This window comes from Mycobacterium syngnathidarum (assembly GCF_001942625.1).
Taxonomy (GTDB): Bacteria; Actinomycetota; Actinomycetes; order Mycobacteriales; family Mycobacteriaceae; genus Mycobacterium; species Mycobacterium syngnathidarum.
Genome location: NZ_MLCL01000042.1, coordinates 1 through 23,741, shown reverse-complemented (window position 1 = coordinate 23,741; position 23,741 = coordinate 1). Strand labels below are relative to the sequence as shown.

General features: G+C 67.1%; 23 protein-coding genes. 10 read left to right on the top strand and 13 right to left on the bottom strand.

Annotated elements, in window-relative coordinates; translation table 11 throughout:
- Positions 1 to 14 precede the first annotated feature (14 nt).
- From BKG60_RS13255 to BKG60_RS13245, 3 genes are read left to right on the top strand one after another with little or no spacing between them, the layout of a single operon-like run.
- Positions 15 to 1,760, top strand: a complete 1,746-nt coding sequence (locus tag BKG60_RS13255; protein WP_070188666.1) for an ABC transporter ATP-binding protein — start codon at positions 15 to 17, stop codon at positions 1,758 to 1,760.
- The gene (locus BKG60_RS13250; protein WP_070188665.1) at positions 1,757 to 3,649 is read left to right on the top strand and encodes an ABC transporter ATP-binding protein; all 1,893 of its coding nucleotides are present in this window, start codon (positions 1,757 to 1,759) and stop codon (positions 3,647 to 3,649) included. Before BKG60_RS13255 ends, BKG60_RS13250 begins: the two co-directional genes overlap by 4 nt.
- Before the next feature lie 37 nt (positions 3,650 to 3,686).
- The gene (locus tag BKG60_RS13245) at positions 3,687 to 5,852 is read left to right on the top strand and encodes a molybdopterin-containing oxidoreductase family protein (RefSeq protein ID WP_070946977.1); all 2,166 of its coding nucleotides are present in this window, start codon (positions 3,687 to 3,689) and stop codon (positions 5,850 to 5,852) included.
- On the opposite strand, the gene BKG60_RS13240 is transcribed toward BKG60_RS13245, so the two are convergent.
- The gene (locus BKG60_RS13240) at positions 5,849 to 6,388 is read right to left on the bottom strand and encodes a hypothetical protein (protein ID WP_070188663.1); all 540 of its coding nucleotides are present in this window, start codon (positions 6,386 to 6,388) and stop codon (positions 5,849 to 5,851) included. The genes BKG60_RS13245 and BKG60_RS13240 overlap by 4 nt on opposite strands.
- 77 nt (positions 6,389 to 6,465) lie before the next feature.
- Entirely contained in the window at positions 6,466 to 6,669 is a 204-nt protein-coding gene (locus BKG60_RS13235; RefSeq protein ID WP_070188662.1) for a hypothetical protein, read from the bottom strand.
- Positions 6,670 to 6,758: 89 nt separating this feature from the next.
- Between BKG60_RS13235 and BKG60_RS13230 the strand changes: the two genes are divergently transcribed.
- The gene (locus BKG60_RS13230; RefSeq protein ID WP_070188661.1) at positions 6,759 to 7,637 is read left to right on the top strand and encodes an AIM24 family protein; all 879 of its coding nucleotides are present in this window, start codon (positions 6,759 to 6,761) and stop codon (positions 7,635 to 7,637) included.
- Here the strand turns inward: BKG60_RS13230 and BKG60_RS13225 are convergent.
- From BKG60_RS13225 to BKG60_RS13200, 6 genes are all read right to left on the bottom strand, one after another.
- The gene (locus BKG60_RS13225; protein ID WP_070946976.1) at positions 7,618 to 8,880 is read right to left on the bottom strand and encodes an MDR family MFS transporter; all 1,263 of its coding nucleotides are present in this window, start codon (positions 8,878 to 8,880) and stop codon (positions 7,618 to 7,620) included. The genes BKG60_RS13230 and BKG60_RS13225 overlap by 20 nt on opposite strands.
- Positions 8,877 to 9,965, bottom strand: a complete 1,089-nt coding sequence (locus BKG60_RS13220; RefSeq protein ID WP_070946975.1) for a PLP-dependent cysteine synthase family protein — start codon at positions 9,963 to 9,965, stop codon at positions 8,877 to 8,879. The genes BKG60_RS13225 and BKG60_RS13220 overlap by 4 nt, the downstream gene beginning before the upstream one ends.
- Before the next feature lie 75 nt (positions 9,966 to 10,040).
- The gene (gene lpqS / locus BKG60_RS13215; RefSeq protein WP_070946974.1) at positions 10,041 to 10,421 is read right to left on the bottom strand and encodes a putative copper homeostasis (lipo)protein LpqS; all 381 of its coding nucleotides are present in this window, start codon (positions 10,419 to 10,421) and stop codon (positions 10,041 to 10,043) included.
- Positions 10,418 to 12,634 carry a heavy metal translocating P-type ATPase gene (locus tag BKG60_RS13210; protein WP_070946973.1) on the bottom strand — a complete coding sequence of 739 codons (2,217 nt, stop codon included), beginning with the start codon at positions 12,632 to 12,634 and terminating at the stop codon, positions 10,418 to 10,420. Before BKG60_RS13210 ends, lpqS begins: the two co-directional genes overlap by 4 nt.
- Positions 12,631 to 13,446 carry a hypothetical protein gene (locus tag BKG60_RS13205; RefSeq protein ID WP_070946972.1) on the bottom strand — a complete coding sequence of 272 codons (816 nt, stop codon included), beginning with the start codon at positions 13,444 to 13,446 and terminating at the stop codon, positions 12,631 to 12,633. Before BKG60_RS13205 ends, BKG60_RS13210 begins: the two co-directional genes overlap by 4 nt.
- Positions 13,447 to 13,468: 22 nt before the next feature.
- Positions 13,469 to 13,675, bottom strand: a complete 207-nt coding sequence (locus tag BKG60_RS13200; RefSeq protein WP_070946971.1) for a heavy-metal-associated domain-containing protein — start codon at positions 13,673 to 13,675, stop codon at positions 13,469 to 13,471.
- Positions 13,676 to 13,775: 100 nt separating this feature from the next.
- On the opposite strand from BKG60_RS13200, the gene BKG60_RS13195 reads away from it, so the two are divergent.
- Both BKG60_RS13195 and BKG60_RS13190 read left to right on the top strand, forming a co-directional pair.
- Positions 13,776 to 14,492, top strand: a complete 717-nt coding sequence (locus BKG60_RS13195) for a response regulator transcription factor (protein ID WP_083339430.1) — start codon at positions 13,776 to 13,778, stop codon at positions 14,490 to 14,492.
- On the top strand, positions 14,489 to 15,577 hold the full coding sequence (locus BKG60_RS13190) for a HAMP domain-containing sensor histidine kinase (protein ID WP_070946969.1): 1,089 nt from the start codon (positions 14,489 to 14,491) through the stop codon (positions 15,575 to 15,577). The genes BKG60_RS13195 and BKG60_RS13190 overlap by 4 nt, the downstream gene beginning before the upstream one ends.
- Here the strand turns inward: BKG60_RS13190 and BKG60_RS13185 are convergent.
- The 4 genes from BKG60_RS13185 to BKG60_RS13170 all read right to left on the bottom strand — a co-directional run bounded on the left by BKG60_RS13185 (position 15,574) and on the right by BKG60_RS13170 (position 19,748).
- Complete coding sequence (locus BKG60_RS13185; protein WP_070946968.1) at positions 15,574 to 16,200, bottom strand: DUF305 domain-containing protein; 627 nt, start codon at positions 16,198 to 16,200, stop codon at positions 15,574 to 15,576. The two genes, BKG60_RS13190 and BKG60_RS13185, sit on opposite strands and share 4 nt — an antisense overlap.
- A gap of 63 nt (positions 16,201 to 16,263) precedes the next feature.
- Entirely contained in the window at positions 16,264 to 17,373 is a 1,110-nt protein-coding gene (locus BKG60_RS13180) for an adenylate/guanylate cyclase domain-containing protein (protein ID WP_070946967.1), read from the bottom strand.
- The gene (locus BKG60_RS13175) at positions 17,373 to 18,659 is read right to left on the bottom strand and encodes a GAF domain-containing protein (RefSeq protein ID WP_070946966.1); all 1,287 of its coding nucleotides are present in this window, start codon (positions 18,657 to 18,659) and stop codon (positions 17,373 to 17,375) included. The genes BKG60_RS13180 and BKG60_RS13175 overlap by 1 nt, the downstream gene beginning before the upstream one ends.
- Before the next feature lie 21 nt (positions 18,660 to 18,680).
- Positions 18,681 to 19,748, bottom strand: a complete 1,068-nt coding sequence (locus BKG60_RS13170; RefSeq protein WP_070946965.1) for a 2,3-butanediol dehydrogenase — start codon at positions 19,746 to 19,748, stop codon at positions 18,681 to 18,683.
- 141 nt (positions 19,749 to 19,889) lie between these two features.
- Between BKG60_RS13170 and BKG60_RS13165 the strand changes: the two genes are divergently transcribed.
- The 3 genes from BKG60_RS13165 (at position 19,890) to BKG60_RS13155 (ending at position 22,991) form a co-directional block, all read left to right on the top strand.
- Entirely contained in the window at positions 19,890 to 21,719 is a 1,830-nt protein-coding gene (locus BKG60_RS13165) for a flavin-containing monooxygenase (protein ID WP_070946964.1), read from the top strand.
- An 82-nt stretch (positions 21,720 to 21,801) separates the two neighbouring features.
- The gene (locus BKG60_RS13160; protein ID WP_070946963.1) at positions 21,802 to 22,506 is read left to right on the top strand and encodes a polysaccharide deacetylase family protein; all 705 of its coding nucleotides are present in this window, start codon (positions 21,802 to 21,804) and stop codon (positions 22,504 to 22,506) included.
- Complete coding sequence (locus BKG60_RS13155) at positions 22,503 to 22,991, top strand: DNA-deoxyinosine glycosylase (RefSeq protein WP_070946962.1); 489 nt, start codon at positions 22,503 to 22,505, stop codon at positions 22,989 to 22,991. The genes BKG60_RS13160 and BKG60_RS13155 overlap by 4 nt, the downstream gene beginning before the upstream one ends.
- On the opposite strand, the gene BKG60_RS13150 is transcribed toward BKG60_RS13155, so the two are convergent.
- On the bottom strand, positions 22,988 to 23,224 hold the full coding sequence (locus tag BKG60_RS13150) for a ribosomal protein L7/L12 (RefSeq protein ID WP_070188646.1): 237 nt from the start codon (positions 23,222 to 23,224) through the stop codon (positions 22,988 to 22,990). The genes BKG60_RS13155 and BKG60_RS13150 overlap by 4 nt on opposite strands.
- Positions 23,225 to 23,373: 149 nt before the next feature.
- Between BKG60_RS13150 and BKG60_RS13145 the strand changes: the two genes are divergently transcribed.
- A partial coding sequence (locus BKG60_RS13145) for a DUF222 domain-containing protein (protein ID WP_120764907.1) occupies positions 23,374 to 23,741 on the top strand: 368 nt, incomplete at its 3' end.

Genomic DNA, 23,741 nt, shown 5'->3' with positions numbered 1-23,741 from the left:
GCGAGAGTAGCCAGATGCTCTGGGCGCTGCTGCGACAGTACGCGCGGCCATACCGGCGGCTGCTCGCGGTCGTCGCGACACTTCAGGTGATCAGCACCTTGGCCACGCTGTATTTGCCGACGGTCAACGCGGCCATCATCGATGACGGGGTGGCCAAGGGCGACACCCAGCGGATCATCGAACTCGGCGGGGTGATGCTGGCCGTGACCGGTCTGCAGGTGGCCTGCGCCATCGGAGCGGTGTTCTTCGGGTCACGTGCGGCCATGGGCTTCGGTCGCGATCTGCGGTCGGCGATCTTCCACCACGTCACCTCCTTCTCGGCCGAAGAGACCGCCAGATTCGGCGCCCCCTCGCTGCTGACCCGTACCACCAACGACGTCGGTCAGATCCAGCAGCTGCTGCAGATGACCGCCACGATCCTGATCACCGCCCCGATCATGTCGGTCGGCGGCATCCTGATGGCGCTGCACCAGGATGCCGGGCTGTCGTGGCTGCTCGTCGTCAGCGTGCCGGTCCTGGCACTGACCAACTACGCGATCATCAGACACCTGATGCCGATCTACCGTCGCATGCAGCGGTTGATCGACGGGATCAACCGCGTGATGCGCGATCAGCTGTCCGGCGTCCGGGTGATCCGGGCATTCGCCCGCGAACCCGTCGAAGGGCGCCGGTTCGCCGATGCCAACCAGGCCCTGTCGGCGACCGCACTGGAAGCCGGGCGGTGGCAGGCGCTGATGCTGCCGGCCACCACGCTGGTGATCAACGTGTCCAGTGTCGCGCTGATCTGGTTCGGCGGGCTACGCATCGATGCCGGCCACATGCAGGTCGGCTCTCTCATCGCGTTCCTGGCCTACTTCATGCAGATCCTGATGGCCGTGCTGATGGCCGCGGTTCTGGCGGTCATGCTGCCGCGCGCTTCCGTGTGCGCCGAACGTGTCAGCGGCGTGCTGGCCACTCGACCCCGCATCACCACCCCGGTCGATCCGGTCCGACCGCAGACGCTGGACGGCGAGATCACCTTCGAAGACGCATCGTTCAGCTACCCCGGCGCGGATCGACCTGTGCTGCAGCAGGTTTCGTTTCACGCCCGGCGCGGCACCACCACCGCGGTCGTAGGATCCACCGGGTCGGGCAAGTCCACCCTGCTCGCAATGGTCTGCCGGTTCTACGACGTCAGCTCCGGTGCGGTGCGCGTCGACGGCATCGATGTACGCGAACTCGACCTCGAACAGCTGTGGGCGACCATCGGCCTGGTCCCCCAGCGCGGGTACCTGTTCTCCGGGACGATCGCCGAGAACCTGCGCTACGGCGCGGTACCGGGGCAGGAGCTCACCGACGAACAGATGTGGGAGGCGCTGCGGATCGCGGCGGCCGACGACTTCGTGGCCGCCCACCCCGACGGCCTCAACCGTCCGGTGGCCCAGGGCGGCATCAATTTCTCGGGCGGGCAGCGGCAACGGCTCGCGATCGCCCGCGCCGTGGTCCGCAGACCCGCCATCTACCTGTTCGACGATGCGTTCTCGGCACTCGACGTGCACACCGATGCACGGGTGCGGGCCGCCCTGCGCGAAGTGTCGGCCGACGCCACCGTGGTGATCGTGTCGCAGCGGATCTCGACGGTGATCGAGGCCGATCAGGTGGTCGTGGTCGAAGACGGCCGCATCGTCGGCATCGGCACCCACGAGTCGCTGCTCACCGACTGTCCCACCTACGCCGAGTTCGCCGCCTCGCAGGCCATCACCGCCGGAGAGCCGCGATGACCGGGCCCGCGCTGCGCCGCAGTGGAACCCCGGTTGCACCCGCCGAACGCACCCGGGACTTCCGTGGCTCGGCCCTGCGGCTGCTCAGACGCCTGATACCGCAACGGGGCCTGGCGATCTCCGTGATACTGCTCGGTGTGGCCGGGATCGCGCTCGGAGTAATCGGCCCGCGGATTCTCGGACATGCGACCGACCTGTTGTTCAACGGTGTGATCGGGCGGGAGCTGCCCGCGGGATTGAGCAAGGAGCAGGCCGTCGAGGCAGCCCGGGCCCGCGGCGACAACGCGTTCGCCGACCTGCTTTCGGGGATGAACGTGGTGCCCGGCCAGGGGGTTGACTTCGCGGCGGTGGCCCGCACCCTGGCCCTGGCGCTGGGACTGTACCTGCTTGCCGCGCTGCTGGTTTGGCTTCAGGCCCGGCTGCTCAACGTGACGGTGCAACGCACCATGGTGGCGCTGCGCGCCGAGGTGGAGGACAAGCTGCACCGGCTGCCGCTGTCCTACTTCGATTCCCGTCAGCGCGGCGAGGTGCTCAGCCGCGTCACCAACGACATCGACAACATCCAGGGCTCGGTGTCGATGACCATCAGCCAGCTGCTGACCTCGGTGCTGACGGTATTCGCCGTCCTGGTGATGATGCTGACAATCTCACCCCTGCTGGCACTGCTGACGGTCGTCACCGTGCCACTGTCCCTGTGGGTGACGCGCTGGATCACCCGTCGCTCCCAGCCGTTGTTCGTCGCGCAATGGCGCAACACCGGCCGCTTGGCGGCCCACATCGAGGAGACCTACAGCGGCTTCACGATCGTGAAAACGTTCGGGCACCGCGAGGCCGCGCAGCGTCGCTTCGACGAACTCAATGACGAGGTCTACCAGTCCAGCATCGGGGCACAGTTTTTCTCGGGCCTGGTCGGCCCGTCGACGATGTTCATCGGCAATCTCAGCTATGTGGCCGTCGCCGTGGTGGGCGGTCTGCAGGTGGCCGGCGGCCAGATCACCCTGGGCAGCATCCAGGCGTTCATCCAGTACGTGCGCCAGTTCAACCAGCCGCTGGGCCAGGTGGCCGGGATGTACAACACGCTGCAATCCGGGATCGCCAGTGCCGAACGCGTTTTCGACCTGCTCGACGCCGAGGAGCAGTCCGCTGAACCGGACACCGCCCTGGCGATCGGCGCGGGCCGCGTCCAGTTCGAGCGGGTCAACTTCGGCTACCTCCCGGACACGCCGGTGATCGAAGACCTTTCGCTGGTGGCCGAGGCGGGCAGCACCGTGGCCATCGTCGGCCCTACCGGTGCGGGCAAGACCACGTGTGTGAACCTGCTGATGCGCTTCTACGAGGTCGACTCCGGGCGCATCCTGATCGACGGCGTGGACATCTCGACGGTGAACCGGCAATCGCTGCGGTCCTCGATCGGGATGGTGCTGCAGGACACCTGGCTGTTCGGCGGCACCATCTACGACAACATCGCCTACGGCCGCCCGGATCCCTCTGAGGACGAGGTGCTCGCGGCGGCCAGGGCGGCGTACGTGGACCGGTTCGTGCACACCCTGCCGGACGGATATGCCACCCGGGTCGACGACGATGGCGGCGCCATCAGTGCCGGTGAGAAACAGCTCATCACGATCGCGCGGGCGGTGCTGGCGCGGCCGCGGGTGCTGGTGCTCGACGAGGCGACCAGCGCGGTGGACACCCGCACCGAACTGCTGATCCAGCAGGCGATGGCCGAGTTGCGTCGGGACCGCACGAGTTTCATCATCGCGCACCGGCTTTCGACGATCCGCGATGCCGACCTGATCCTGGTGATGGACGCCGGACGGATCATCGAACGCGGTACCCACGGGGAGCTCATGTCGCGGCATGGCCGGTACTGGGAGATGACCCGGGTTTAGCACCCGAAACACCATTACAAATTGTAGTGTTGGTGTAATGACGACCAGGACCGTGCACACCTTCTGCCGGTACTGCCTGGCCTCCTGCGGCCTCGAGGTGACGGTCGAGGACAACCGGGTGCGCAAGATCGCCGCCGACAAGCTCAATCCCCACACCTGGGGCGATTTCTGCGCCAAAGGCCGCACCGCCGGCCAGATGGTGGAGCATCCCCGCCGGATCCTGTCACCGATGCGCCGCGTCGGCGATACCTACGTCGAGGCCAGCTGGGACGAGGCGATCACCGACATCGCCGAGCGGATGAACCGGATCATCGACGCCGGTGGGCCGGACGCCGTCGCGGCCTACTACGGAAATCCGGCCGGCTACTCGTCGTCGAACCTGGTGTTCATGAATGCCTGGCTGGACGCCGTCGGAACGCACAACCGATACGCGGTCGGATCTGTGGACCAGAACGCGCTGCATGTGGTGGCCGAGGCCATGTACGGGTCACCGTTGATGGTGCCGGTTTCCGATGTCGACAATTGCGATTACTTCCTGATCGTCGGAGCCAATCCCGCTGTGAGCGCCTGGAATTGGGTGGAATCGGTGCCCGGCGGCTGGCGTCGCGCGCTCTCGCGCCAGCGGCAGGGCGCGCGCATCGTGGTGGTCGACCCGATCCGTACCGAGAGTGCGCAGGCCGCCGATCTGCATCTGCCGGTGCGTCCCGGCCAGGACTGGGCACTGCTGCTGGCGATGCTCAAGGTGATCCTCGACGAGGGGCGCGAACACCGCGGCGATTGCACCGAGCTGGCAACCGGTATCGCCGATCTACGCACCCTGACCACCGAAGCCGACCTCGACGACCTGGCGTCCCGCTGCGATATCGCCCGCGACGTGATCGAACAGGTGGCCCGCGAATTCGCCTCGGCGCCAGGGGCGATGGTCATCACCCGCACCGGGGTGTCGCTGCACGCCGCAGGCACGGTGGCCGAATGGCTGGGCCATGTGCTCAACCTGGTCACCGGACGAATGGACCGCCCGGGTGGCCGCCGCTTCGAGCCGGGCTACGTCGACACGCTGCGGCTGGCCGGCCTGGCCGGCACACGCCCGCACGTCAGCCGGTTGGCCGGACGTGATCTGGTGGCCGGTGCGCACGCATTGGCCGAACTGCCCGACGAGATCACCACACCCGGCCGTGGTCAGATCCGCGCGCTGCTGATCAACTCGGGCAACCCCGTGGTCTCCGGACCCGACGGGGACAGCCTCGACGCGGCCCTGGCACAGTTGGACCTGCTGGTGGCGATCGATCTGGTGCAGCGCGAGAGCCACCGGCACGCGCACTGGCTATTGCCCGCGGTGCACTGGCTCGAACGCGACGACCTGCTGGCCTTCACCAGTGGCATGCACGACGAGCCCTATGTGCAGTACGGCGTGAAGGCTGTGGAAGCGCCGGACGGCGCCCGCGAGGAGTGGCGGGTGTTCACCGATCTGGCGCTGGCGATGCGCCGGCCGCTGTTCGGCGCCAAGGGATTCAACAGTTTCATCCGCGGAACCCGGTGGCTGGCGGCGCGCGTCGGGCGTCCCGGTATGCGGTTCGGCCCGTACTGGATGGACCGCCTGATCATCCTCACCTCGCGGAAGGTCGACGGGCACAAGCTCAGCTGGCGCGAGCTCAAAGCCCACCCACATGGCCTGGTACTCGGCTCACGGCGGTTCGGCCGCTTCCGCGATGCGTTGCGGACGCCGGACCACAAGGTGCGTGCGGCGCCCGAGGAATTCGTGACGCGAGCCCGGGAACTGCTCGCGGCACCGGATCCGGTGGCGCCCGAGGGTTTCCCGTTCCTGCTCGGGAACCGCCGCCGTCGGCATTCGATGAATTCGTGGCTCAACGAATTGCCGGGCCTACACCCGGCCGGGAGGGGCAACGAGATGCTGGTGCACCCCGAGGACGCCGCGGCGCTGGGCATCGCGGCCGGTGACCGGGTCCGGCTGTTCTCCCCGACAGGACAGTTGGAGGTGACAGCCACCCTCAGCGACCGACCGCGCCGCGGGGTCGTGGTGCTCGACCACGGCTGGGGCTCACGGGTGTTCGACCCGCGCCACGGTGGCGCACCTGAGTCCTACGGGGTCAACCGCAACCTGCTGGCTGACCGCGCCGCCATCGATCCGCTGTCACAGACCTCGACGCTTGGCTCGGTATACGTCGCGATCGAGCGGGTCTAGACGCCAGGCCCTTCAGCACGCAGATCGTCGACGGCTTTCATGGCGTCACGCAGCTTGCCCAGCCACTCGTCGGTGTGCTGACCCACCAGGCGCACCGACCAGGCCAGCGCATCCGAGCGGGACCGCGCCACACCCGCGTCGACCAAGGTGTCGAGTACCTGACGCTCGGGCTGCTTGAGACGGGTCATCACCGGTACGGCGATGTGCGTGAACAGGATTCGCTCCACGTCATTGTCGGTGTCGACTCCCGTGCTGACCTCGACGCCCCAGGACACCTTGCGATCGAATCGCCCCTGCGCCTCGTCGGCGATGCGCATGCGCTCGCCACGCGTTTCCTCCCGGAATCGCGCGGCCCCACCGGAGGCGCGGGCTGCGGTCTCGGAGTCTTCTAGAGCCGGCAGCCTGCCGATGACGGTGATCTCTTCGCGGTCGACGATCACCGTCGGATCGCCGGCGAACCACGTATCGGGCAGCCTGCCCGCGAACCATTCGGCGGCCTCGTCCGCGGACCGGCGATGGTGTTGATGTTTAGTCATGATTACATGATTACACCGTTACACCGCTGATGGAGTGGCGTTCACCACCGGCGAACGTCGCTTTTCGGCGGCCGCGGTCAGTTGCGCTTGAGCAGCAGCGCCGCGCCGCCGGCCAGCACCAGCACGACCAGCAGCAGGCCCGCCCACCCCGGACCGGCGATCCACCACACGGCACCCAGCAGGATGATCGCCGGCGACACCGCGAACAGCGCCATGCCGGGATGCTGCTTCAAGACCGCCAACGCACCTTGGGCGCGGAGCGGGTCGATTTCCTTTGCCATGGCATCAGAATGCCAGGGGTTCGCCCCATTCGTAGCGCAGTGGCGACTTGTAGCCTGATGGCGACTTCTCCCTCCCGACGATCCGAGGAATGACTGTGAACGGAAACTGGCAACCCGGCTGGCTGCCCGATCCCGAAGGCCGCTACGAATACCGCTGGTGGGACGGGCAATCCTGGACTGATCAGGTATCACATCAGGGCCAGCCCGGCCGGGCGCCGCTCGGCGGTGCGCCACAACAGCCGCAACAGCCCCCGCAGCAGCAACAGCCGCAGCCGCAGGCCCAGCCCACCGGTGACGGTTTCAACGGCATCAGCGGAGATCTCGTCGACGGCCGGTTCAGCGAGAAAGAGGCGACCCCGATCGCCAACCAGAACAGGAAGATGCTGCGGGTACGCCTCGGCGAACCGTTCATGGCCCGGCAGGGCTCGATGGTGGCCTACCAGGGCAATGTCGACTTCGCCTTCGAAGGCGGCGGCGCGTCGAAGTTCATCAAGAAAGCCCTCACCGGCGAAGGCCTGCCGCTGATGCGCTGCCAAGGCTCAGGCGATGTGTTCCTGGCAGATCAGGGTTTCGACGTCCACCTGCTCCAGCTGTCCAACTCGGGTCTGTCGATCAGTGGCAAGAACGTGCTGGCCTTCTCATCGAGCCTGGACTGGAACATCGAACGGGTCCGCGGCGGCAGCATCGCCACCGGCGGCCTGTTCAACACCACACTGCGCGGCACCGGGTGGGTAGCGCTGACCACCGACGGCCCGCCCGTGGTGCTCGATGCCGCCGAGGCCCCCACCTTCGCCGACACCAACGCCGTGGTGGCCTGGTCGGCACACCTGCAAACCCAGCTGAAGACCAGCTTCAAGGCAGGGGCGCTGATCGGGCGAGGCTCCGGAGAGGCCCTTCAGGTTGCGTTCCACGGCAACGGCTTTGTGATCGTGCAGCCGTCGGAGGGTGTCACGGTTCCGATGCAGTGAGCGGCGCACTCGGCGCCAGCTTTCCACCGTCCCGCACCAGCAGGTAGAGCGCCGCCGCGGACACCAGCCCGATTGCCGTGAGCCCCAGCCACACCAATTCGGGCAGGCCCGCGGCGCGCGCCGCGCCGATCAGTGAGCCGGTGGCCAGGTTGCCCACCAGGATCCCGACCCCGACGACGGTGTTGTAGAAGCCGTAGTGCGTGGCGACCAGCCGATCCCCCGACAGCGCCACGACGGTGTCCATCTCGAACGGGAACACCGCGGCCGATCCGAGAGCGAGCAGCGCCGATGAGCCGATCAGCGCGGCCACCGCGGCGGTGGTGCCGAACCTGTCCCCATCAGGAACCACAGCCAGTGGGACGAAGGCCGCGGCCAGTACCAGCAAGCCGACCACCAGACTGCGACGCGGCCCCCAGCGGTCCGAGAACCACCTGGTGATGCGAAGCTGACCGCCCACCGCGATAAGCCCGGACACCACGAATACGGCCGCTACCAAAGCTGTTTCGTTCCCGGGACGCAACACCGCGGCCTGAAGTGGTAGCGCCAGGTACACCTGGAACGACAGCACGTAGGAGCCGATCATCGCCACCGCGAACAACACGAACCCGCGGTTGGCGACGACGCTGCGCCAGTCCTCGAGCACCGAACTCGGCTGCGCCGCGGGCTCGGCACGGTGTCGCGGGAGGGCCAGCAACTGGGCCACCGTGAGCACCGCGAAAACAGCAGCCGCAGCGGCAGCGGTCACCCGGAAATCGAAGACCAACAAAGCCATTCCCGCCAGCGGGCCCAACAGAATGCCGGCCTGGTAGAACACGTTGAACGTGGCGAAGGCCTCGACCCGCCGGTCACCGGCATCGGCGGCCAGATAGGCGCGCACCGCAGGATTGAACAGCGCTCCGGCGAAACCGGTTGCCGCCGAGGCGATCAGCATCGCAGGCAGGGAGTCGGCAACGACGAGCAGTCCGAATCCGGCAGTGCGCAACAGGCACCCCGCGACGATCAGCGGCTTGTAACCCAGGCGGTCGGCCAGGGTGCCGCCGACGATGAACATGCCCTGCTGAGAGAAGTTGCGCACACCCAGTACCAGGCCCACCGCCCACGCCGCCAGACCGAGCGGCCCGGCCAGATAGCCGGCCAGGTACGGCATCAACATGTAGAAGCCGAGATTGATGCCGAACTGGTTGACCATCAACAGCCGGCTGGGCAGGTCGAAACTGCGGAACTGTCTGATCAGCCCGATCATCCGGCCAACCCCATCGGGTCAGCGACCGTCTCACATCGGGTCCACGATTGCACCACTCGGTCACCGGGATCGGCGATGGTCTCCGGTTCATCGGCCGGTCGGTGGTCGAGCAGACCGAGCTCACGGCAATAGTCGTCGTTGTACACCGTGTCGAAATAGCGCTGCGGACCGTCGGGGAACACTGCGGCAATCGTGGTGCCGGCCGGATGGTTTCGGGCCGCCCAACCCGCGACCAGGCCGGCCGCCCCGACGCTCCAACCGCCGCTCGAGTAGTACGTCGACGCCAGCGTCCGGGCGGCCCACACCGCATCGGCCGGCGTAACCCAGTGCACCTCGTCGAAAGCGCCGTAGTCGACGTTGCGGGGATAGATGCTCGAGCCCAGACCCCGCATGACGCGCGTCGCAGCCGGTTGCCCGAAGATCGTCGAGCCGATCGTGTCCACCCCGATCAGCCGCATCTCCGGGTTGAACTCGCGCAGTACCCGGGCCACTCCGGCCGAATGCCCGCCGGTGCCCACGGAGCAGACCAGCACATCGACACGGCCGATCTGAGCATTGAGTTCCAGCGCCAGCGGCCGGTAAGCCTCGACATTGTCGGGGTTGTTGTACTGGTCCGGATACCAGGCCGTCTCGTCAGCGGCGAGCAGTTCGGACACGCGGTCCCGCCGTGCCTGCTGCCAGCCCCCGGTGGGATTTGGTTCGGTGACCATCGAAACCTGGGCACCGTAAGCGGTCAGCATCCGCTCGATGATGGGTTCCAAGCCTGGGTCGGTCACCAAGGTCACCGGGTGGTGGTACATCGTGCCCGCGAACGCGAGCCCCAGACCCAAAGTGCCACTGGTGGACTCGATGATGCGCCCGCCAGGATTCAGGTCACCGCGGGCACGGGCCTGTTCCACCATGTGCATGGCAGGCCGATCCTTCATGCCGCCGGGGTTGAAACCTTCGAGTTTCGCCCAGAATCCGCGGCCGGCATCGGCGAACGGAGTGGTGACCCACAGGGTGGGTGTGTGCCCGACCATGGTGCCGGGCCCACGGTTTCGGCGTAGCACGTGGAACGAACGGGAGGACAGTGCATGGTTCATGGAATCGTCGTTTCTGTATCTCGGTGCCGCGCCGCGCACGGCAACTGATCTGGACAGCGTCGGGGCACTGTCAGATCAGCGGCGCGCGATACAGAACCGGAGCAGAAGTTGCTGTCCGGCGAGTGGAATCCGGCGGTCGGGTGGACCGCGCGGTGTACGCACCGCAGCGCACGCACACAACACCGCGCAGCCGACGATGAACACCACCATCGAGAGAACCGGCAGGACAAGGGACGTCCTGGGCAACACGGCGGCGGTGAATCCATCCGGCATATGCGTTGCCGGATCAACCCCGACATGTGGATGGTCGAGCATCAGGTCGGCGCTGTCAGCGCCGATCGCTGCGGCAACCGGATGCGGCAGATGCACCGGGTGATCGCGATCCGTCGTCTGCACCAGCCCGAGAACCGCCGTCGCCCACAGGAACAACGCCATCACGGCTGCCGGCCGCTTCATCGGAATCGCCTCAGGCGCAGGCTGTTACTGACCACGAACACCGAGGAAAACGCCATGGCGGCGCCGGCCAGCATGGGGTTGAGCAACCCCGCTGCGGCCAGTGGCAACGCGGCGACGTTGTAGGCGAAGGCCCAGAACAGGTTGCCCTTGATGGTGGCCAGGGTGCGCCGCGACAACCGGATGGCATCGGCGGCCGCCCGCAGATCACCGCGCACCAAGGTCAGGTCACTGGCCTCGATCGCCACGTCGGTACCGGTCCCCATCGCGAGGCCCAGGTCGGCCTGGGCCAGCGCAGCGGCGTCGTTGACGCCGTCGCCGACCATGGCCACCACCCGGCCTTCGTCCTGTAGGCGCTTGACCACGTCAACCTTGTCCTGCGGCAGCACCTCGGCGTAAACCTCTTGCACACCAACCTGTTCGGCGATCGCATGCGCTGCCGCCTCGTTGTCCCCGGTCAGCATGATCGGCTCCAGACCGAGGCCGCGCAATTGCTCGATCGCCTCCTTGGAGGTCGGCTTGACTGCGTCCGCGACGACCAGCACCGCGCGCGCCTGTCCGTCCCACCCTACCGCGATGGCCGTGCGGCCCAGCGCCTGTGCCTCGTGCATCGCGGTATCGAGACCGGACGGCAACTGCTGGCCCCAGTCGGCCAGCAACTGGCGCCGTCCCACCACCAGCGCATGGCCGTCGACGACGCCCTGCACCCCCACTCCGGCCACATTGGCGAAATCCTCGACCGCGGGCAGGTTCCCGACCTTGTCACGGGCGCCCTTGGCGATCGCCCGTGCGATCGGATGCTCCGAGCCGTCCTCGACAGCACCGGCCAATCGCAGCACGTCGGCGGCATCTTCACCGTCCGCGGTGATCACGTCCAGCAGCGTCATCGCACCGGTCGTCACCGTCCCGGTCTTGTCCAGGACCACGGTGTCCACGCGGCGGGTGGACTCCAGCACCTCCGGCCCCTTGATCAGGATGCCGAGTTGGGCCCCGCGCCCGGTGCCGACCAGCAGGGCCGTCGGGGTCGCCAGGCCCAGCGCACACGGGCAAGCGATGATCAGCACCGCCACTGCGGCGGTGAACGCCGCGGCCACCGATCCCCCGGTGCCCAGCCAGAAGCCGAGGGTCCCGACCGCAAGCGCGATGACGATGGGCACGAAGACCGCGGAAACCCTGTCGGCCAGGCGTTGCGCCTGGGCCTTGCCGGATTGGGCATCCTCGACCAATCGGGCCATCTGGGCCAGCTGGGTGTCGGAACCGATTCGCTTGGCCCGCACCACGAGCCGGCCGCCGACGTTGACCGTGGCGCCGACGACCTGATCACCGGGGCCGATCTCGACCGGTACCGATTCGCCGGTCAGCATCGAGGCGTCCACGGCTGAGGCGCCCTCGACCACTTCACCGTCGGTGGCGATCTTCTCGCCGGGCCGGACCACGAACTCATCCCCCACCGAGAGCGAGTCGATGGGAATGCGTTGTTCCACACCGTTTCTCATGACGGCAACGTCTTTGGCGCCGAGTTCGAGCAACGCGCGCAGAGCGGCTCCGGCACGCCGCTTGGACCGGGCCTCGAAGTACCGGCCGGCCAGGATGAAGGTGGTGACGCCCGCGGCGACCTCCAGGTAGATGTTGCCGGTGCCGTCGGAGTGCGAGATGGACAGCGAGAACGGGTGTGTCATCCCCGGCGTCCCGGCGGTTCCCCAGAACAGTGCATACAGCGACCAGCCGAACGCCGCAATGGTGCCCATCGAGATGAGGGTGTCCATGGTGGCGGCGCCATGCCGCAGATTCGTCCAGGCTGCCCGGTGGAACGGAAGCGCGCCCCACACCACGACCGGCGCGGCCAGGGTCAGCGAGAGCCATTGCCAGTACGTAAATTGCAGCGCCGGCACCATCGCCATGACCACCACGGGAACGGTCAGCGCCGCCGAAACGAGGAGCCGGGTGCGCAATGCCGCGGTCGGATCGTCTTCGACGTGATTGTCGTCCGATTCGCCGGCAGGCAATTGCGCTGTGTAGCCGGCGGTTTCGACGGCCTCGATGAGCTCCTCGGGTGTCACCTCACCCGCGACGTCGACGGTGGCCTTCTCGGTGGCGAAGTTCACCGTCGCGGTGACGCCGTCGAGATTGTTGAGCTTGCGCTCGATGCGTCCGGCGCACGAGGCACACGTCATCCCACCGATCTCGAGTACGACATGGCCGGTGGCGGTACTCACGATGCCCCCTCAACGGTGAATTCGGCGGTGTGCACCGCGTCGCGGTGCTTGAAATCCAGGAAGAGCCGGTAGGTGCCGGCACTGGGAAGCGTGGTGTGGAAGGCGATCTGCGGACCCGACGCGGTGTCCGGGTCGGCCGCGTCGCTCATCGGATGGACGTGCAGATATTCCAGATCCGACGCGCGCACGGCGACCAGGTGCCCATAGGCGCCCAGGTACGGCTGCAGGTCCGTGACGGGCTTACCGGCCCGGTTTACCGACAGTGTCAGTTCGGATGGTTGCCCTGCCTTGCCCACTCCGTCGAGCGTGACGGTGTAGCCGTCGACCATCGCCGTGGCCGACGGTGCGGGCAGGGGCTGCGGCCGGTAGTTCCCGGCGACCGTCAGGTCCGCACCGACCGTGACCGCGTGGCCATTGGCAGGCGCAAAATCGGCGAACACCCGGTACTCACCGGGTTTGGCCAGGTTCAGGGGCACGCTCCAGGTGCCGGAGTCATCGAGCACCGGATGCACGTGCTGATAGTCGGCGAGATCGCGACGCACGACGATGAGATGCAGAAGCTTTTCGTGGCTCTCGACATAGTCGGCGACCGGGGCGCCAGAGCCGTCCAAGATGTGGAACCGCAGCGGCACCGAGGTGCCGGAGGGCAGCGCAGTCTCGTCGAGTTGAAGCGTGTACGTCTCATCGTGGCCGGAGGCGTGCCCCTCGGCCGGGGCACTGCTCGGCGTGACCGCAGCACCGATCCCGAAGGATACGGCGAACACCAGGGCGAGCCCGAAGACGAACCCGATGAGTTTCCGCGGTGCACTCATGATCGGCTCCTACTCAGGCCGCTCAGCTCGCGACCGCGTAGCCGGCCTCGGCGACGGCGTCGATGATGGCGGAGGCATCGACCTGGCTGTCGCTGTCGATGGTCACCAGACCGGTCGCCAGATCGACCTCGACGGTGCGCACACCAGGAAGGGCACCCACCTCTTCACGCACCGAAGTCGCACAGTGTCCGCAGGTCATGCCGCTGACGGTGACAGTCTGGGTGCTCATGCAAGTTCCTCCTCGATCGGCTTCGTTCTCGATTCGATACTATACCCCCCTAGGGTATTAAATCTCTATGTGCCCCGGCCCACTCCTGCACTATGGGCTCATGGAGCACAATCCGGGCGGCTACCGGGCCCTGGTGGTCGATGACGAAGCCCCGCTCGCCGAGGTGGTCGCCAGCTATCTCACCCGCGAACACTTCGAGGTGGCACTGGCCCATGACGGCCCCGAAGCCCTGCGGGTGGCCCGCGAAGTCGACCCCGACGTGGTGATCCTCGACCTCGGTCTGCCCGGCATCGACGGCGTGGAAGTCTGTCGATCGCTGCGCACGTTCTCCGACGCCTACGTGGTGATGCTGACCGCCCGCGACACCGAGATGGACACCATCGTCGGCTTGTCGGTGGGCGCCGACGACTACATGACCAAACCCTTCAGCCCACGCGAGCTGGTGGCCAGGATCCGGGCCATGCTGCGCCGGCCACGCGTCTCCTCCCCCACCGCGACCGACGGCCGGGTGGTCGGCGCGCTGCGCATCGACGTCGACGGACGCCAGGTTTTCCTGCACGACGAGCCGATCATGCTGACGCGCACCGAATTCGACGTACTCGCCGCCTTGTCGGCCCGGCCCGGGGTTGCGCTCAGCCGCCGACAGATCCTCGAATCGGTCTGGGAAACCACCTATGTCGGCAACGAACACCTCGTCGACGTCCATATCGGTCACCTTCGCCGCAAGCTCGGCGACGACCCCGCCGACCCGCTGTACGTGATCACGGTGCGCGGGGTCGGGTACCGGATGGGCACCGGGCAGGAAGCCCAGCGATGACCGTCGGCCTGCGCACCCGACTGCTCTCCGCCCAGGCCCTGGTACTGCTCGCCGGAGCGGGCACCACCGGACTCGTGGCCGCCATCGTGGGGCCGCCCTTGTTCCGTGAACATCTGCACCGCGCAGGGGTATCCGGCGATTCGGCCGAGCAGATGCACGCCGAGGAGGCCTACGTCTACGCCACGGTGATCTCGATCGGGGTGGCTTCGTGCGTCGCGATCCTGGCAGCCCTGGTGGTCACCTGGTATGTCGGCAGGCGCCTGCAGCGATCGCTGACCGAGGTCTCGCAGGCCGCGACGGCCATCGCCGACGGCCACTACGACTCGCGAGTGCCACCGGCCCACCTCGGCGACGAGTTCGACTCGCTGGCGAGTTCTTTCAATCAGATGGCCGGACGTCTGGAAGACGTGGACGCCAGCCGACGCAGACTGTTCAGCGACCTTGCTCACGAGATCCGCACTCCCGTTTCGGTTCTGGAGGCCTACTTCGAAGCCATCGAGGACGGTGTGAGAACCCTTGACCCCGAGACCGTCTCGATGTTGCGCCAACAGACCCACCGGCTGGTACGGTTCGCCGGGGACGCCGCAGCCCTGGCCAAGGCCGAGGAAAGCCCGGCCACGATCACCCCGGCACCCCTGGCAGCGAAAGCTGTGGTGGCCGCGGCCGCCGCCGCGGCTCAAGACCGGTTCGACGACAAGGGCGTCACACTGAGCTGGCGAGTGGACGAGGGCCTGCCGTCGCTGTGGGCCGATCCGCACCGGCTGGCTCAGATCCTGGGCAACCTGCTCGACAACGCGCTGCGCCACACCCCGGCCGGGGGGCGAGTGACGATCGACGCCACCGCGGGCCCCGACCGGAACGTCACGCTCACGGTGACCGATAGCGGTGAAGGCATCCCTGCCGAGCATCTGTCCCACGTCTTCGAACGGTTCTACCGGGCCGACGCGGCCCGCGACCGTGACCACGGCGGGTCCGGCATCGGGCTGGCGATCGTGAAGGCGTTGGTCGAGGCACACGGCGGCCGCATCACCGTCAGCAGCCCGGGCACCGGCGCCACCTTCACGATCATCCTGCCGACCGGTTAGAGCGATCCCAGGATCTGGCGCATGGTGTCGATCTCCTGCTGTTGCGTCTTCACGATGGCATGGGCCATCTCGACCGCAGCCGGATACTGACCGTCGTTGATCTCATCCTGAGCCATGGTGATCGCGCCCTCATGGTGAGCGATCATGTGCGTCAGGTACAGCTTGGCCGCCTCGGGGCCCTGGGCGTTGCGCAGCGCGGTCATGTCGGTCTCCGACACCATTCCTTGCATGCCCTGCATGCCGTGTCCCATGTCGCCGTGACCCTGCTGCGGCATCGGCGGCATCGGCGGGTTGCCCCACTGCTTCAGCCAGCCTTGCATCTGCTCGATCTCGGGGGCCTGGGCACCCTTTATCTGGGTGGCCAGATCGATCACCCGCGCATCGATGCCCTGCTTGGCCAGCAGCACGTCACTCATTTCCACGGCCTGCCGGTGGTGCGGAATCATGTGCTGGGCGAACATCACGTCCGCATCGTTGTGGGCCTCGGTGGCTGCCGGAGAACTGGCCGCGGCCGAGGTGGTCGAGGTGTTCGTCGTCGCCGCATCGGTGGATTGGTTGCTACAGCCGGCCACCAGGGCCGTCGCGACGGCCGCGCCGGCACTCAGCATCATCAGTTTGGACATGCCTCTAGCGTCCCGGGACTCGATGTGGCTGTCCTAGTCGTTCGATGAAGATTCGATAAAGCTCTATGCCGGCCGGGCGCGGAAGAGCTTCACGTCGCTCTTGACGCCCTTGAGGTGCCGGGCCCCGGCGAACGACCAGCCGAAGCGATCCCCGCCCCGTTGCCCCTCGACGATCGCCGTCCGGGTGGACTCGGCCACCAGCACACTGCCCGGCCGGGCCGCGCCGGTAACCCGGCTGGCCAGATTCACCGAACTTCCGAACCAGTCACCGGCCCGGCTTACCGCTGGCCCGGTCGCCAAGCCGACCCGCAACCGCGGGAACTCCTCATCGGTTTCGGTGGCGGCAACCAACCGCAGGGCCGCCTCGAGCAGGGCCGCCGGATCAGCGCTGACGAACATCACCGCGTCGCCGATGGTCTTTATCAGCCTGACCGGGCCGACAGCCACCTCGCGGGCCGCGTCGGCCAGCCGATTCGCCAGCCGCTCAAGGTCTTCGGGCGGCACCACCTCGCCCAACCGGGTGAACCCGACAATGTCGGCGAACGCGATGGTGACCAATCGCGCGCCTGGCAGCAGAACCCCCTCGGCCCGCTCGGACGCGTTGACCGCCTCGGTCTCCATAGTGTGGCGCAGTTGCACGAACAGCATGTCCCGAATCATCGGCCCGATCAGCGGCGCCGCCTCGGCCACCAGCGCCTCACTGGCCTGGGCGGTCTCCAATTCCGTGGCACCGGGCGTCAACACCGCCGCCAGTGCCGCGTAACGCATCACCTCCGCGGCGCGCCCCAGCCCTTCGGAGAGCACTCGCGTGATCAACACGATCTGGTCAGGCGCGATACCGAGTTCCAGGAACCGCTCGGCGAAGCCCACCGCCTCCGCGTCGGCCCGCAACAGCACCGCCGCGTCGGGGTCGTCGACGGTCGCCAGCCCCATCGCGCGTTGCAGCCTCTGCACCAACGCGACGTCCAGGCCGGTCTCATCGCTGATGTCGCGAGTCGAAACGTACGTGCCGTCGTCCCCGGCCACACGGCGTGAGGCAAGCAACATCGGGGTGACTGCCTGGCGGATCTGGTCGGCCGTGATGCCGCGGGACAGAAGCCATTCCACCAGCTCGGCACGCTGGGCAGCGGCCTCGCCGTCGAGCCCGTCAAGGAGCGTGGGGTCCGCGACCATCAGGTCAAGGTATACCCACGAGCCGCATGGACGGCCGGAGCGGTCGAGGCGGCCAACAATGCCGACATGTCCCGGGGATAACGCACGTCCACGATCACCGAATCTCCGAAGCGGTACGGCTTGCCGGCCACCAGGCCACCGAACTGCTTACGCAGCCGCGACATCTCGGCGCGCACCGTCACCACTCTGGACCGATCCCCATAGAGATCCTCCGCCAGCTCCGGGGCGGTCCGGCCCTGCTGGTTGGTGGCCAGGACCAACAGGATCTCGGCGTGGCGGCTGGAGATGCTGCGACGCCAGCTGCCGAACTGGCCGGCCATCTGAAGCGACGGCTCGCCGTCACGCAGATCGAGGATGACCCGCGACGGCGACGCAGTCGGCTCAGCGTCATCGACCACCCGCACCAGCCACCCGCCCGGCAGTGCCTCGACATCACACATTCCCAACGCGGGGATCCAAACCCGTCCGGGTAACCCGTTCTCGGGCAACAAGATCCGGTTGTGCAACGGTAAAGAGTCCACCGCAGCGACCCATCCCTCGGCATCGACAGCCAGCGCCGGGCTGCCGACCCGGGCCAGGATGGGCGCCGCCACCGTGCGCAGCCGGTTCAAAGTTCTGTCATGCGACTCGCGCAGTTGCGATTCGGCGAGTCGCGCCACCAGATCCACCAGCGCCACCGTCGTCGGATGCACAGTGGAGGCCGGGCCGGACACATCCACGATGCCGATGACCTGACCCGTGCGGGGATCCTTGATCGGCGCCCCGGCACACGTCCACGGATGATGGCTGCGCAGGAAATGCTCGGCCGAGAAGATCTGCACCGCACGATGAGACGCCAGCGCGGTACCGATCCCGTTGGTTCCCACCGCGTTCTCGCTCCAGGTGGCGCCCTCGACGAACCCGAGGCGATCGGCGAGGCTGAGCCCACGCGGTGAACCCGAGCGCCACAGCACCCGGCCCCGAGCATCGGCCACCACCAGGATGTTGTCGCCCTCTTCGATCACCGAATCCAGCCCGTGCGACACGTCCTCGAGCACCGCGATCAGACCGGACTGTTGCCGCAGCAAGTCCAGCCCAGTGGTCTCGACCTGTGGCGGAATGTGGTGATCCGGGTTAATCCCCTTGGCCCGCAGCCTGTTCCAGGAATCTTCGATCACTGCCCGGGGGCGGGCCGGCGCACGATCACCCGACATCGTGGCGTCGTAAACCGCCGACAAGAGCATGGCGTACTGCCGCGGGTCCTCACCAGGTGACACCGCGGGCTCAGGTACTGAGGAACCTGCCATCACCGCCGATTGTGCTCCACATCACATCTGGGCGCCAATCGGCACCCCGCTCGGGTCGACCAGCACTTTCATCTTCTCGCCCGCGTGCAGGGCCTCGAATCCCTCATCGATCACGTCGTCGAGCGCGATCGGGGTGACCCATCCCCTCGTTTCGTACCTGCCCACCGCCATGAGTTCGATAACCGCCTCGAAGTCCGCCGAGGTGTAGCACAGGGAACCCTGGATCCTGGATTCGTTCATCACCAGATTGAGCAACGGTGTCGCCAGCGGCTTTTCATATATCGCGACGCTGACCGTCGGTTTTCGCGCACCGACACACGCAGTGGCCGCCGCGATCGCCGGGGCCACCCCGGCGGCGTCGAACGCCGCGTCGGCCCCGCGTCCGGCGGTGTGATCGGCGATGAAGGCCGGGACGTCGATGGTGGTCGGATCCAGGGTTCGGGCACCAAGTGACTCGATCGCTGCCCTGCGGGTGGGCGAGGGCTCGGCAACAAACGCGTCATCGAGGCCCTTGCCTCGCAGCGCGAACCACAGCCCGATTCCGATCGGCCCGGCCCCGAAGATCACGGCGGTGTGCAGCGGCCCGACCTCACCGAGCGTTGCGGCGTGGTAGGCCACCGACATCGGCTCGACCAGCGCACCGAGCTCCAGGGAGACGTTGTCAGGAAGGCGGTGCAGCATATTCACCGGCACCACGGTGTATTCGGCCATGCCTCCATCCGACATCAGGCCGTGGAAGCCGATCTGCTGACAGATGTTGTAAGCGCCGGCGCGGCAGGGTGCGCATTGTCCGCACCGGTAAATCGGCTCGATCGCGACCCGGTCGCCCGGGGCATAGTCGGTGACGCCCGCGCCGGTCTCGGTGATGGTTCCGGAGAATTCGTGGCCCATGGTCAGCGGCAGCTGCCGGCCGGTCAACGGGTGCGGCCCGGTCGGCACGAAGATTGGACCCGCATAGTATTCATGCAGGTCAGTGCCGCAGATGCCATTGAATCCCACCTTGATCTTGACGGTCCCCGGGGCGGGGTCAGGCTCAGGGACATCGGCGATCTCGACCTTGTTCGGTCCGTAGTACACGGCAGCTTTCATAGGGATGTTCTAGGCGCCCGAAGGTGTGCGCGGTAAGGGTTGCAACACGTTGCGGCCGCAATTTGCACAGGCAAACGTCGGGTGGATTGCAACCCCGTGCAACCCTTGTTGCGGCGTTTGACACGGTGTGGGCTGGGCCACATGACGCAGACCACCGCCGCACCGCTGGCCACACTGTCACCACAAGAACGGGTGGACGCCTGGCTGGCCGATTTCGAATCCGCACTTGCCGACCGGGACGTCGCACGCGTCGTCGGAAAGTTCGCGATCGACAGCTTCTGGCGTGACCTGGTCGCCTTCACCTGGAACCTCAAGACCGTCGAGGGCCGCGAAGGCATCGCCGACATGCTGACCGCACGGTTGCACGACACCGACCCCTGCAGGTTCCGCATGGCGGAGACCCCCACCGAGGAGTTCGACGGAGAACACGTCGTCACCTCGGCATTCATCGAGTTCGAGACCGCGGTGGGCCGAGGCAAGGGCCACCTGCGGCTACGCGACGAGCTCGGCTGGACCCTCCTGACGACCTTGCAGGAACTCAAGGGCCACGAAGAGCCCAAGGGCGCGAGCCGGCCACTGGGCGCGGTGCACGGCTCCGATCCGGACCGGCGGTCCTGGGCCGAGAAGCGCCTCGACGAGGACCTCACGCTCGGCTACACCGAGCAGCCCTACATCGTGGTGATCGGCGGTGGCCAGGGGGGTATCGCACTGGGTGCCCGGTTGCGCCAGCTCGGCGTTCCCGCGATCGTCGTCGACCAACATGAGCGCCCCGGCGACCAGTGGCGCAACCGCTATAAGTCGCTGTGCCTGCACGACCCGGTGTGGTACGACCACCTGCCGTATCTGCCGTTCCCGGCCAACTGGCCGGTGTTCGCGCCCAAAGACAAGATCGGCGACTGGCTGGAGTTCTACACCCGGGTCATGGAAGTGCCGTACTGGAGTTCGACGGCCTGTCTGTCGGCGGCCTACGACGAAGACGAACAGCGATGGACCGTCCAGGTGAACCGCAACGGCGAGCCGGTGACGCTGCGCCCAGTTCAGCTGGTCCTCGCAACGGGCATGTCGGGCAAGCCCAACATCCCCACGCTGCCGGGCCAGGAGATCTTCCGCGGCGAGCAGCACCATTCCAGCCACCACCCCGGACCCGATCAGTATGTAGGCAAACGCGTGGTGGTGATCGGATCCAACAACTCGGCCCACGACATCTGTAAAGCGTTGTACGAGAATTACGTCGACGTCACCATGGTGCAGCGCTCCTCGACACACGTCGTGAGATCGGAATCGCTCATGGAGCTGGGCCTCGGTGACCTGTACTCGGAGCGGGCCGTCGCGGCGGGGATGACCACCGAGAAGGCCGATCTGACCTTCGCATCCCTGCCGTACCGCATCATGGCCGATTTCCAGCGACCCGTCTACGACGCAATCCGGCGGCGCGACAAGGACTTCTATGCGCGTTTGGAAGCCGCCGGATTCGATCTGGACTTCGGGGACGACGACTCCGGCCTGTTCATGAAGTACCTCCGTCGCGGCTCGGGCTACTACATCGACGTCGGCGCCTGTGAGCTGATCGCCGACGGCAGCATCAAACTCGCCCACGGCGAGGTGGACCGGCTGACCGAGGACTCGGCGGTCCTGACAGACGGCACCGAATTGCCCGCAGACGTAGTCGTGTACGCCACCGGATTCGGCTCCATGAACGGCTGGGCGGCCGATCTCATCAGCCAGGAAGTCGCCGACCGGATCGGCAAGGTGTGGGGCCTGGGCTCGGGCACCACGAAGGACCCCGGGCCGTGGGAAGGCGAACAGCGCAACATGTGGAAGCCCACCCAGCAGCCCAACCTTTGGCTGCACGGCGGCAATCTGCACCAATCCCGGCACTACTCGCTGTATTTGGCGTTGCAGCTCAAGGCCCGCTATGAGGGCCTGGCAACGCCGGTGTACGGACTGCAGGAGGTCCATCACCTGAGCTGAAGACCCACGACATGGCGCCCCGAACGTGAATCCCCCACTGCCGTTCGGGGCGCCCGCGTGTCTGCGGGGTATACATGCGAGGGTGCGTCGATGGTTGTGGAGTCTCGCGGTCCTGCTGACCGTCCTGCTGACCGTGCTCGCCGCCGGATACTGGGTGTCGAAGTCACGCAGCTTCGCCCTTGCCGGACAACTGGTCGACCGAGTCGACACCCCGGCCAAAGTGGTCGCACTGACCTTTGACGACGGCCCGACCGGGTACACCCCGGAGGTGCTGCGGATGCTCGGTGACGCCGGAATCAAAGCAACCTTCTACCTCACCGGCGCCGAATTGAGCGCCGCGCCCCAGTACGGGGCGGCGATCTCCGCCGCCGGCCACGAGATCGGCAATCACAGCTACACGCATCGGCGGATGGTGCTGATGTCGCCGGGCACCGTCGCCGACGAGATCGAACGCACCGATGCCATGATCCGGGCCACCGGTTACCAGGGCCCGATCACCTTCCGTCCGCCCTACGGAAAGAAGCTCTGGACCCTGCCGCGATACCTGGCCACCCACGACCGGACGATGGTCACCTGGGACGTCGAACCCGATTCCGCCACCGAGACGAATGCCGACGCAATCGTTGCCGAGACAGGCGCGCAGGTGCGACCGGGCTCGATCATCCTGTTGCATGCCATGTACGACAGTCGCACCGCTTCGCGTGCCGCCGTGCCCCGGATCATCGGCGAATTACGCTCGGCTGGTTACCGATTCGTCACCGTGTCCGAACTACTGGCCACACCATGACCGAGCTATTGCACGGGCTGGACCCCATCGTCGGAGCGTCGCCACGCGTGCTGATCCTGGGAAACATGCCGAGCGTGATGTCGCTGAATTCCGGCCAGTACTACGGCAATCCACGCAACGCGTTCTGGCGGATCACCGGCTCGCTCTTCGGATTCGGAGCGGATGCGCCGTACCCGGAGCGGGTGGCCGCGCTGTGCACCCACCGCGTCGCGGTGTGGGACGTGCTGCGGTCCTGCCGACGGGTGGGCAGCCTCGACTCGGCTGTCGAGCGCGACAGCATGGTGCCCAACGACTTTGAGGTGTTCTTCACCGGACATCCCACGCTGGAGCGGCTGGTCTTCAACGGCGCCGCCGCCGAAACCAACTATCGCCGGCTGGTCGGCCCTCCTCCCGTGCCCTGGGTGCGGGCCCCGTCGACCAGCCCCGCACAGACGATGCGCTACGAGGACAAGCTGGCGGCCTGGCGGGCGGCACTGGACGGTTAGGCCAGCCGGTCGACGATGTCCTTGGCTTCCTTGAGCCGCAGCCCAGTCTCATCGCGCAACAGCTTGATCGCGGCGATCTTGTTGCCCTGCATCGGCTGCACCGCCGACGAGACCGACACCGGGTGTCCCGCGACCGAGGCCGCCCGCTCCAGGGCCGCCACCCGTCGCTCAAGTTCCTCGACGCGTCGCCGCAGGTCGTTGCTCGATTCGCCATCGTCGCGGAAGAGTCCCATGGTGACAGTGTGGCTTCATTGTGCCGCAGGTTCGCCGGTAGCGGAGACGTGAGTCTGACGCGGGTCCGGGTGTTCCGCCACTGATCCGCGGCCGGTTTCTCGCTCAGATTCCTCCATGCGTGTCGTACCGGGGTGGCATACTCGATCATATGTTCGAACGTTCCGCTGCCGACCTGATCGATGCGGTCAGCGCTGCGGCGCGGGCCGAGTCGGTGGCGATCGCGGCCCGGTTGGCCGCGATCGGGGCGCTGGACACGCTACGCGAACAGGAGTTGGCCGAGTCGATTTTCTGGACCACCGATCCGTTTGAAGCGGTGGGGGCCGAGATTTCGGCGGCGATGCGGATCAGCCGCGGTCGGGCCGGCACCCAGATCCATCATGCCCGGGTGCTGCGGGACAAACTGCCTCAGGTGGCGGCGCGGTTCGCGGTCGGGGATATCGACTATCGGGTGGTGCGGATGCTGATCACCCGCACCGCCACCACCGACCCGGCGGTGTGGGAATCCTTGGATGCCGA

Excerpts from the sequence above, each read along its gene's own strand:
- lpqS (WP_070946974.1), bottom strand. The coding sequence starts at position 10,421 with ATGAAGCGGCCGGCAGCCGTGATGGCGTTGTTCCTGTGGGCGACGGCG.
- BKG60_RS13185 (WP_070946968.1), bottom strand. The coding sequence starts at position 16,200 with ATGTCCAAACTGATGATGCTGAGTGCCGGCGCGGCCGTCGCGACGGCC.
- BKG60_RS13230 (WP_070188661.1), top strand. The coding sequence starts at position 6,759 with ATGACTGTGAACGGAAACTGGCAACCCGGCTGGCTGCCCGATCCCGAA.
- BKG60_RS13190 (WP_070946969.1), top strand. The coding sequence starts at position 14,489 with ATGACCGTCGGCCTGCGCACCCGACTGCTCTCCGCCCAGGCCCTGGTA.
- BKG60_RS13175 (WP_070946966.1), bottom strand. The coding sequence starts at position 18,659 with ATGGCAGGTTCCTCAGTACCTGAGCCCGCGGTGTCACCTGGTGAGGAC.
- BKG60_RS13235 (WP_070188662.1), bottom strand. The coding sequence starts at position 6,669 with ATGGCAAAGGAAATCGACCCGCTCCGCGCCCAAGGTGCGTTGGCGGTC.
- BKG60_RS13200 (WP_070946971.1), bottom strand. The coding sequence starts at position 13,675 with ATGAGCACCCAGACTGTCACCGTCAGCGGCATGACCTGCGGACACTGT.
- BKG60_RS13255 (WP_070188666.1), top strand. The coding sequence starts at position 15 with ATGCTCTGGGCGCTGCTGCGACAGTACGCGCGGCCATACCGGCGGCTG.
- BKG60_RS13205 (WP_070946972.1), bottom strand. The coding sequence starts at position 13,446 with ATGAGTGCACCGCGGAAACTCATCGGGTTCGTCTTCGGGCTCGCCCTG.
- BKG60_RS13195 (WP_083339430.1), top strand. The coding sequence starts at position 13,776 with ATGGAGCACAATCCGGGCGGCTACCGGGCCCTGGTGGTCGATGACGAA.
- BKG60_RS13245 (WP_070946977.1), top strand. The coding sequence starts at position 3,687 with ATGACGACCAGGACCGTGCACACCTTCTGCCGGTACTGCCTGGCCTCC.
- BKG60_RS13165 (WP_070946964.1), top strand. The coding sequence starts at position 19,890 with ATGACGCAGACCACCGCCGCACCGCTGGCCACACTGTCACCACAAGAA.
- BKG60_RS13155 (WP_070946962.1), top strand. The coding sequence starts at position 22,503 with ATGACCGAGCTATTGCACGGGCTGGACCCCATCGTCGGAGCGTCGCCA.
- BKG60_RS13170 (WP_070946965.1), bottom strand. The coding sequence starts at position 19,748 with ATGAAAGCTGCCGTGTACTACGGACCGAACAAGGTCGAGATCGCCGAT.
- BKG60_RS13150 (WP_070188646.1), bottom strand. The coding sequence starts at position 23,224 with ATGGGACTCTTCCGCGACGATGGCGAATCGAGCAACGACCTGCGGCGA.
- BKG60_RS13250 (WP_070188665.1), top strand. The coding sequence starts at position 1,757 with ATGACCGGGCCCGCGCTGCGCCGCAGTGGAACCCCGGTTGCACCCGCC.
- BKG60_RS13180 (WP_070946967.1), bottom strand. The coding sequence starts at position 17,373 with ATGGTCGCGGACCCCACGCTCCTTGACGGGCTCGACGGCGAGGCCGCT.
- BKG60_RS13225 (WP_070946976.1), bottom strand. The coding sequence starts at position 8,880 with ATGATCGGGCTGATCAGACAGTTCCGCAGTTTCGACCTGCCCAGCCGG.
- BKG60_RS13240 (WP_070188663.1), bottom strand. The coding sequence starts at position 6,388 with ATGACTAAACATCAACACCATCGCCGGTCCGCGGACGAGGCCGCCGAA.
- BKG60_RS13220 (WP_070946975.1), bottom strand. The coding sequence starts at position 9,965 with ATGAACCATGCACTGTCCTCCCGTTCGTTCCACGTGCTACGCCGAAAC.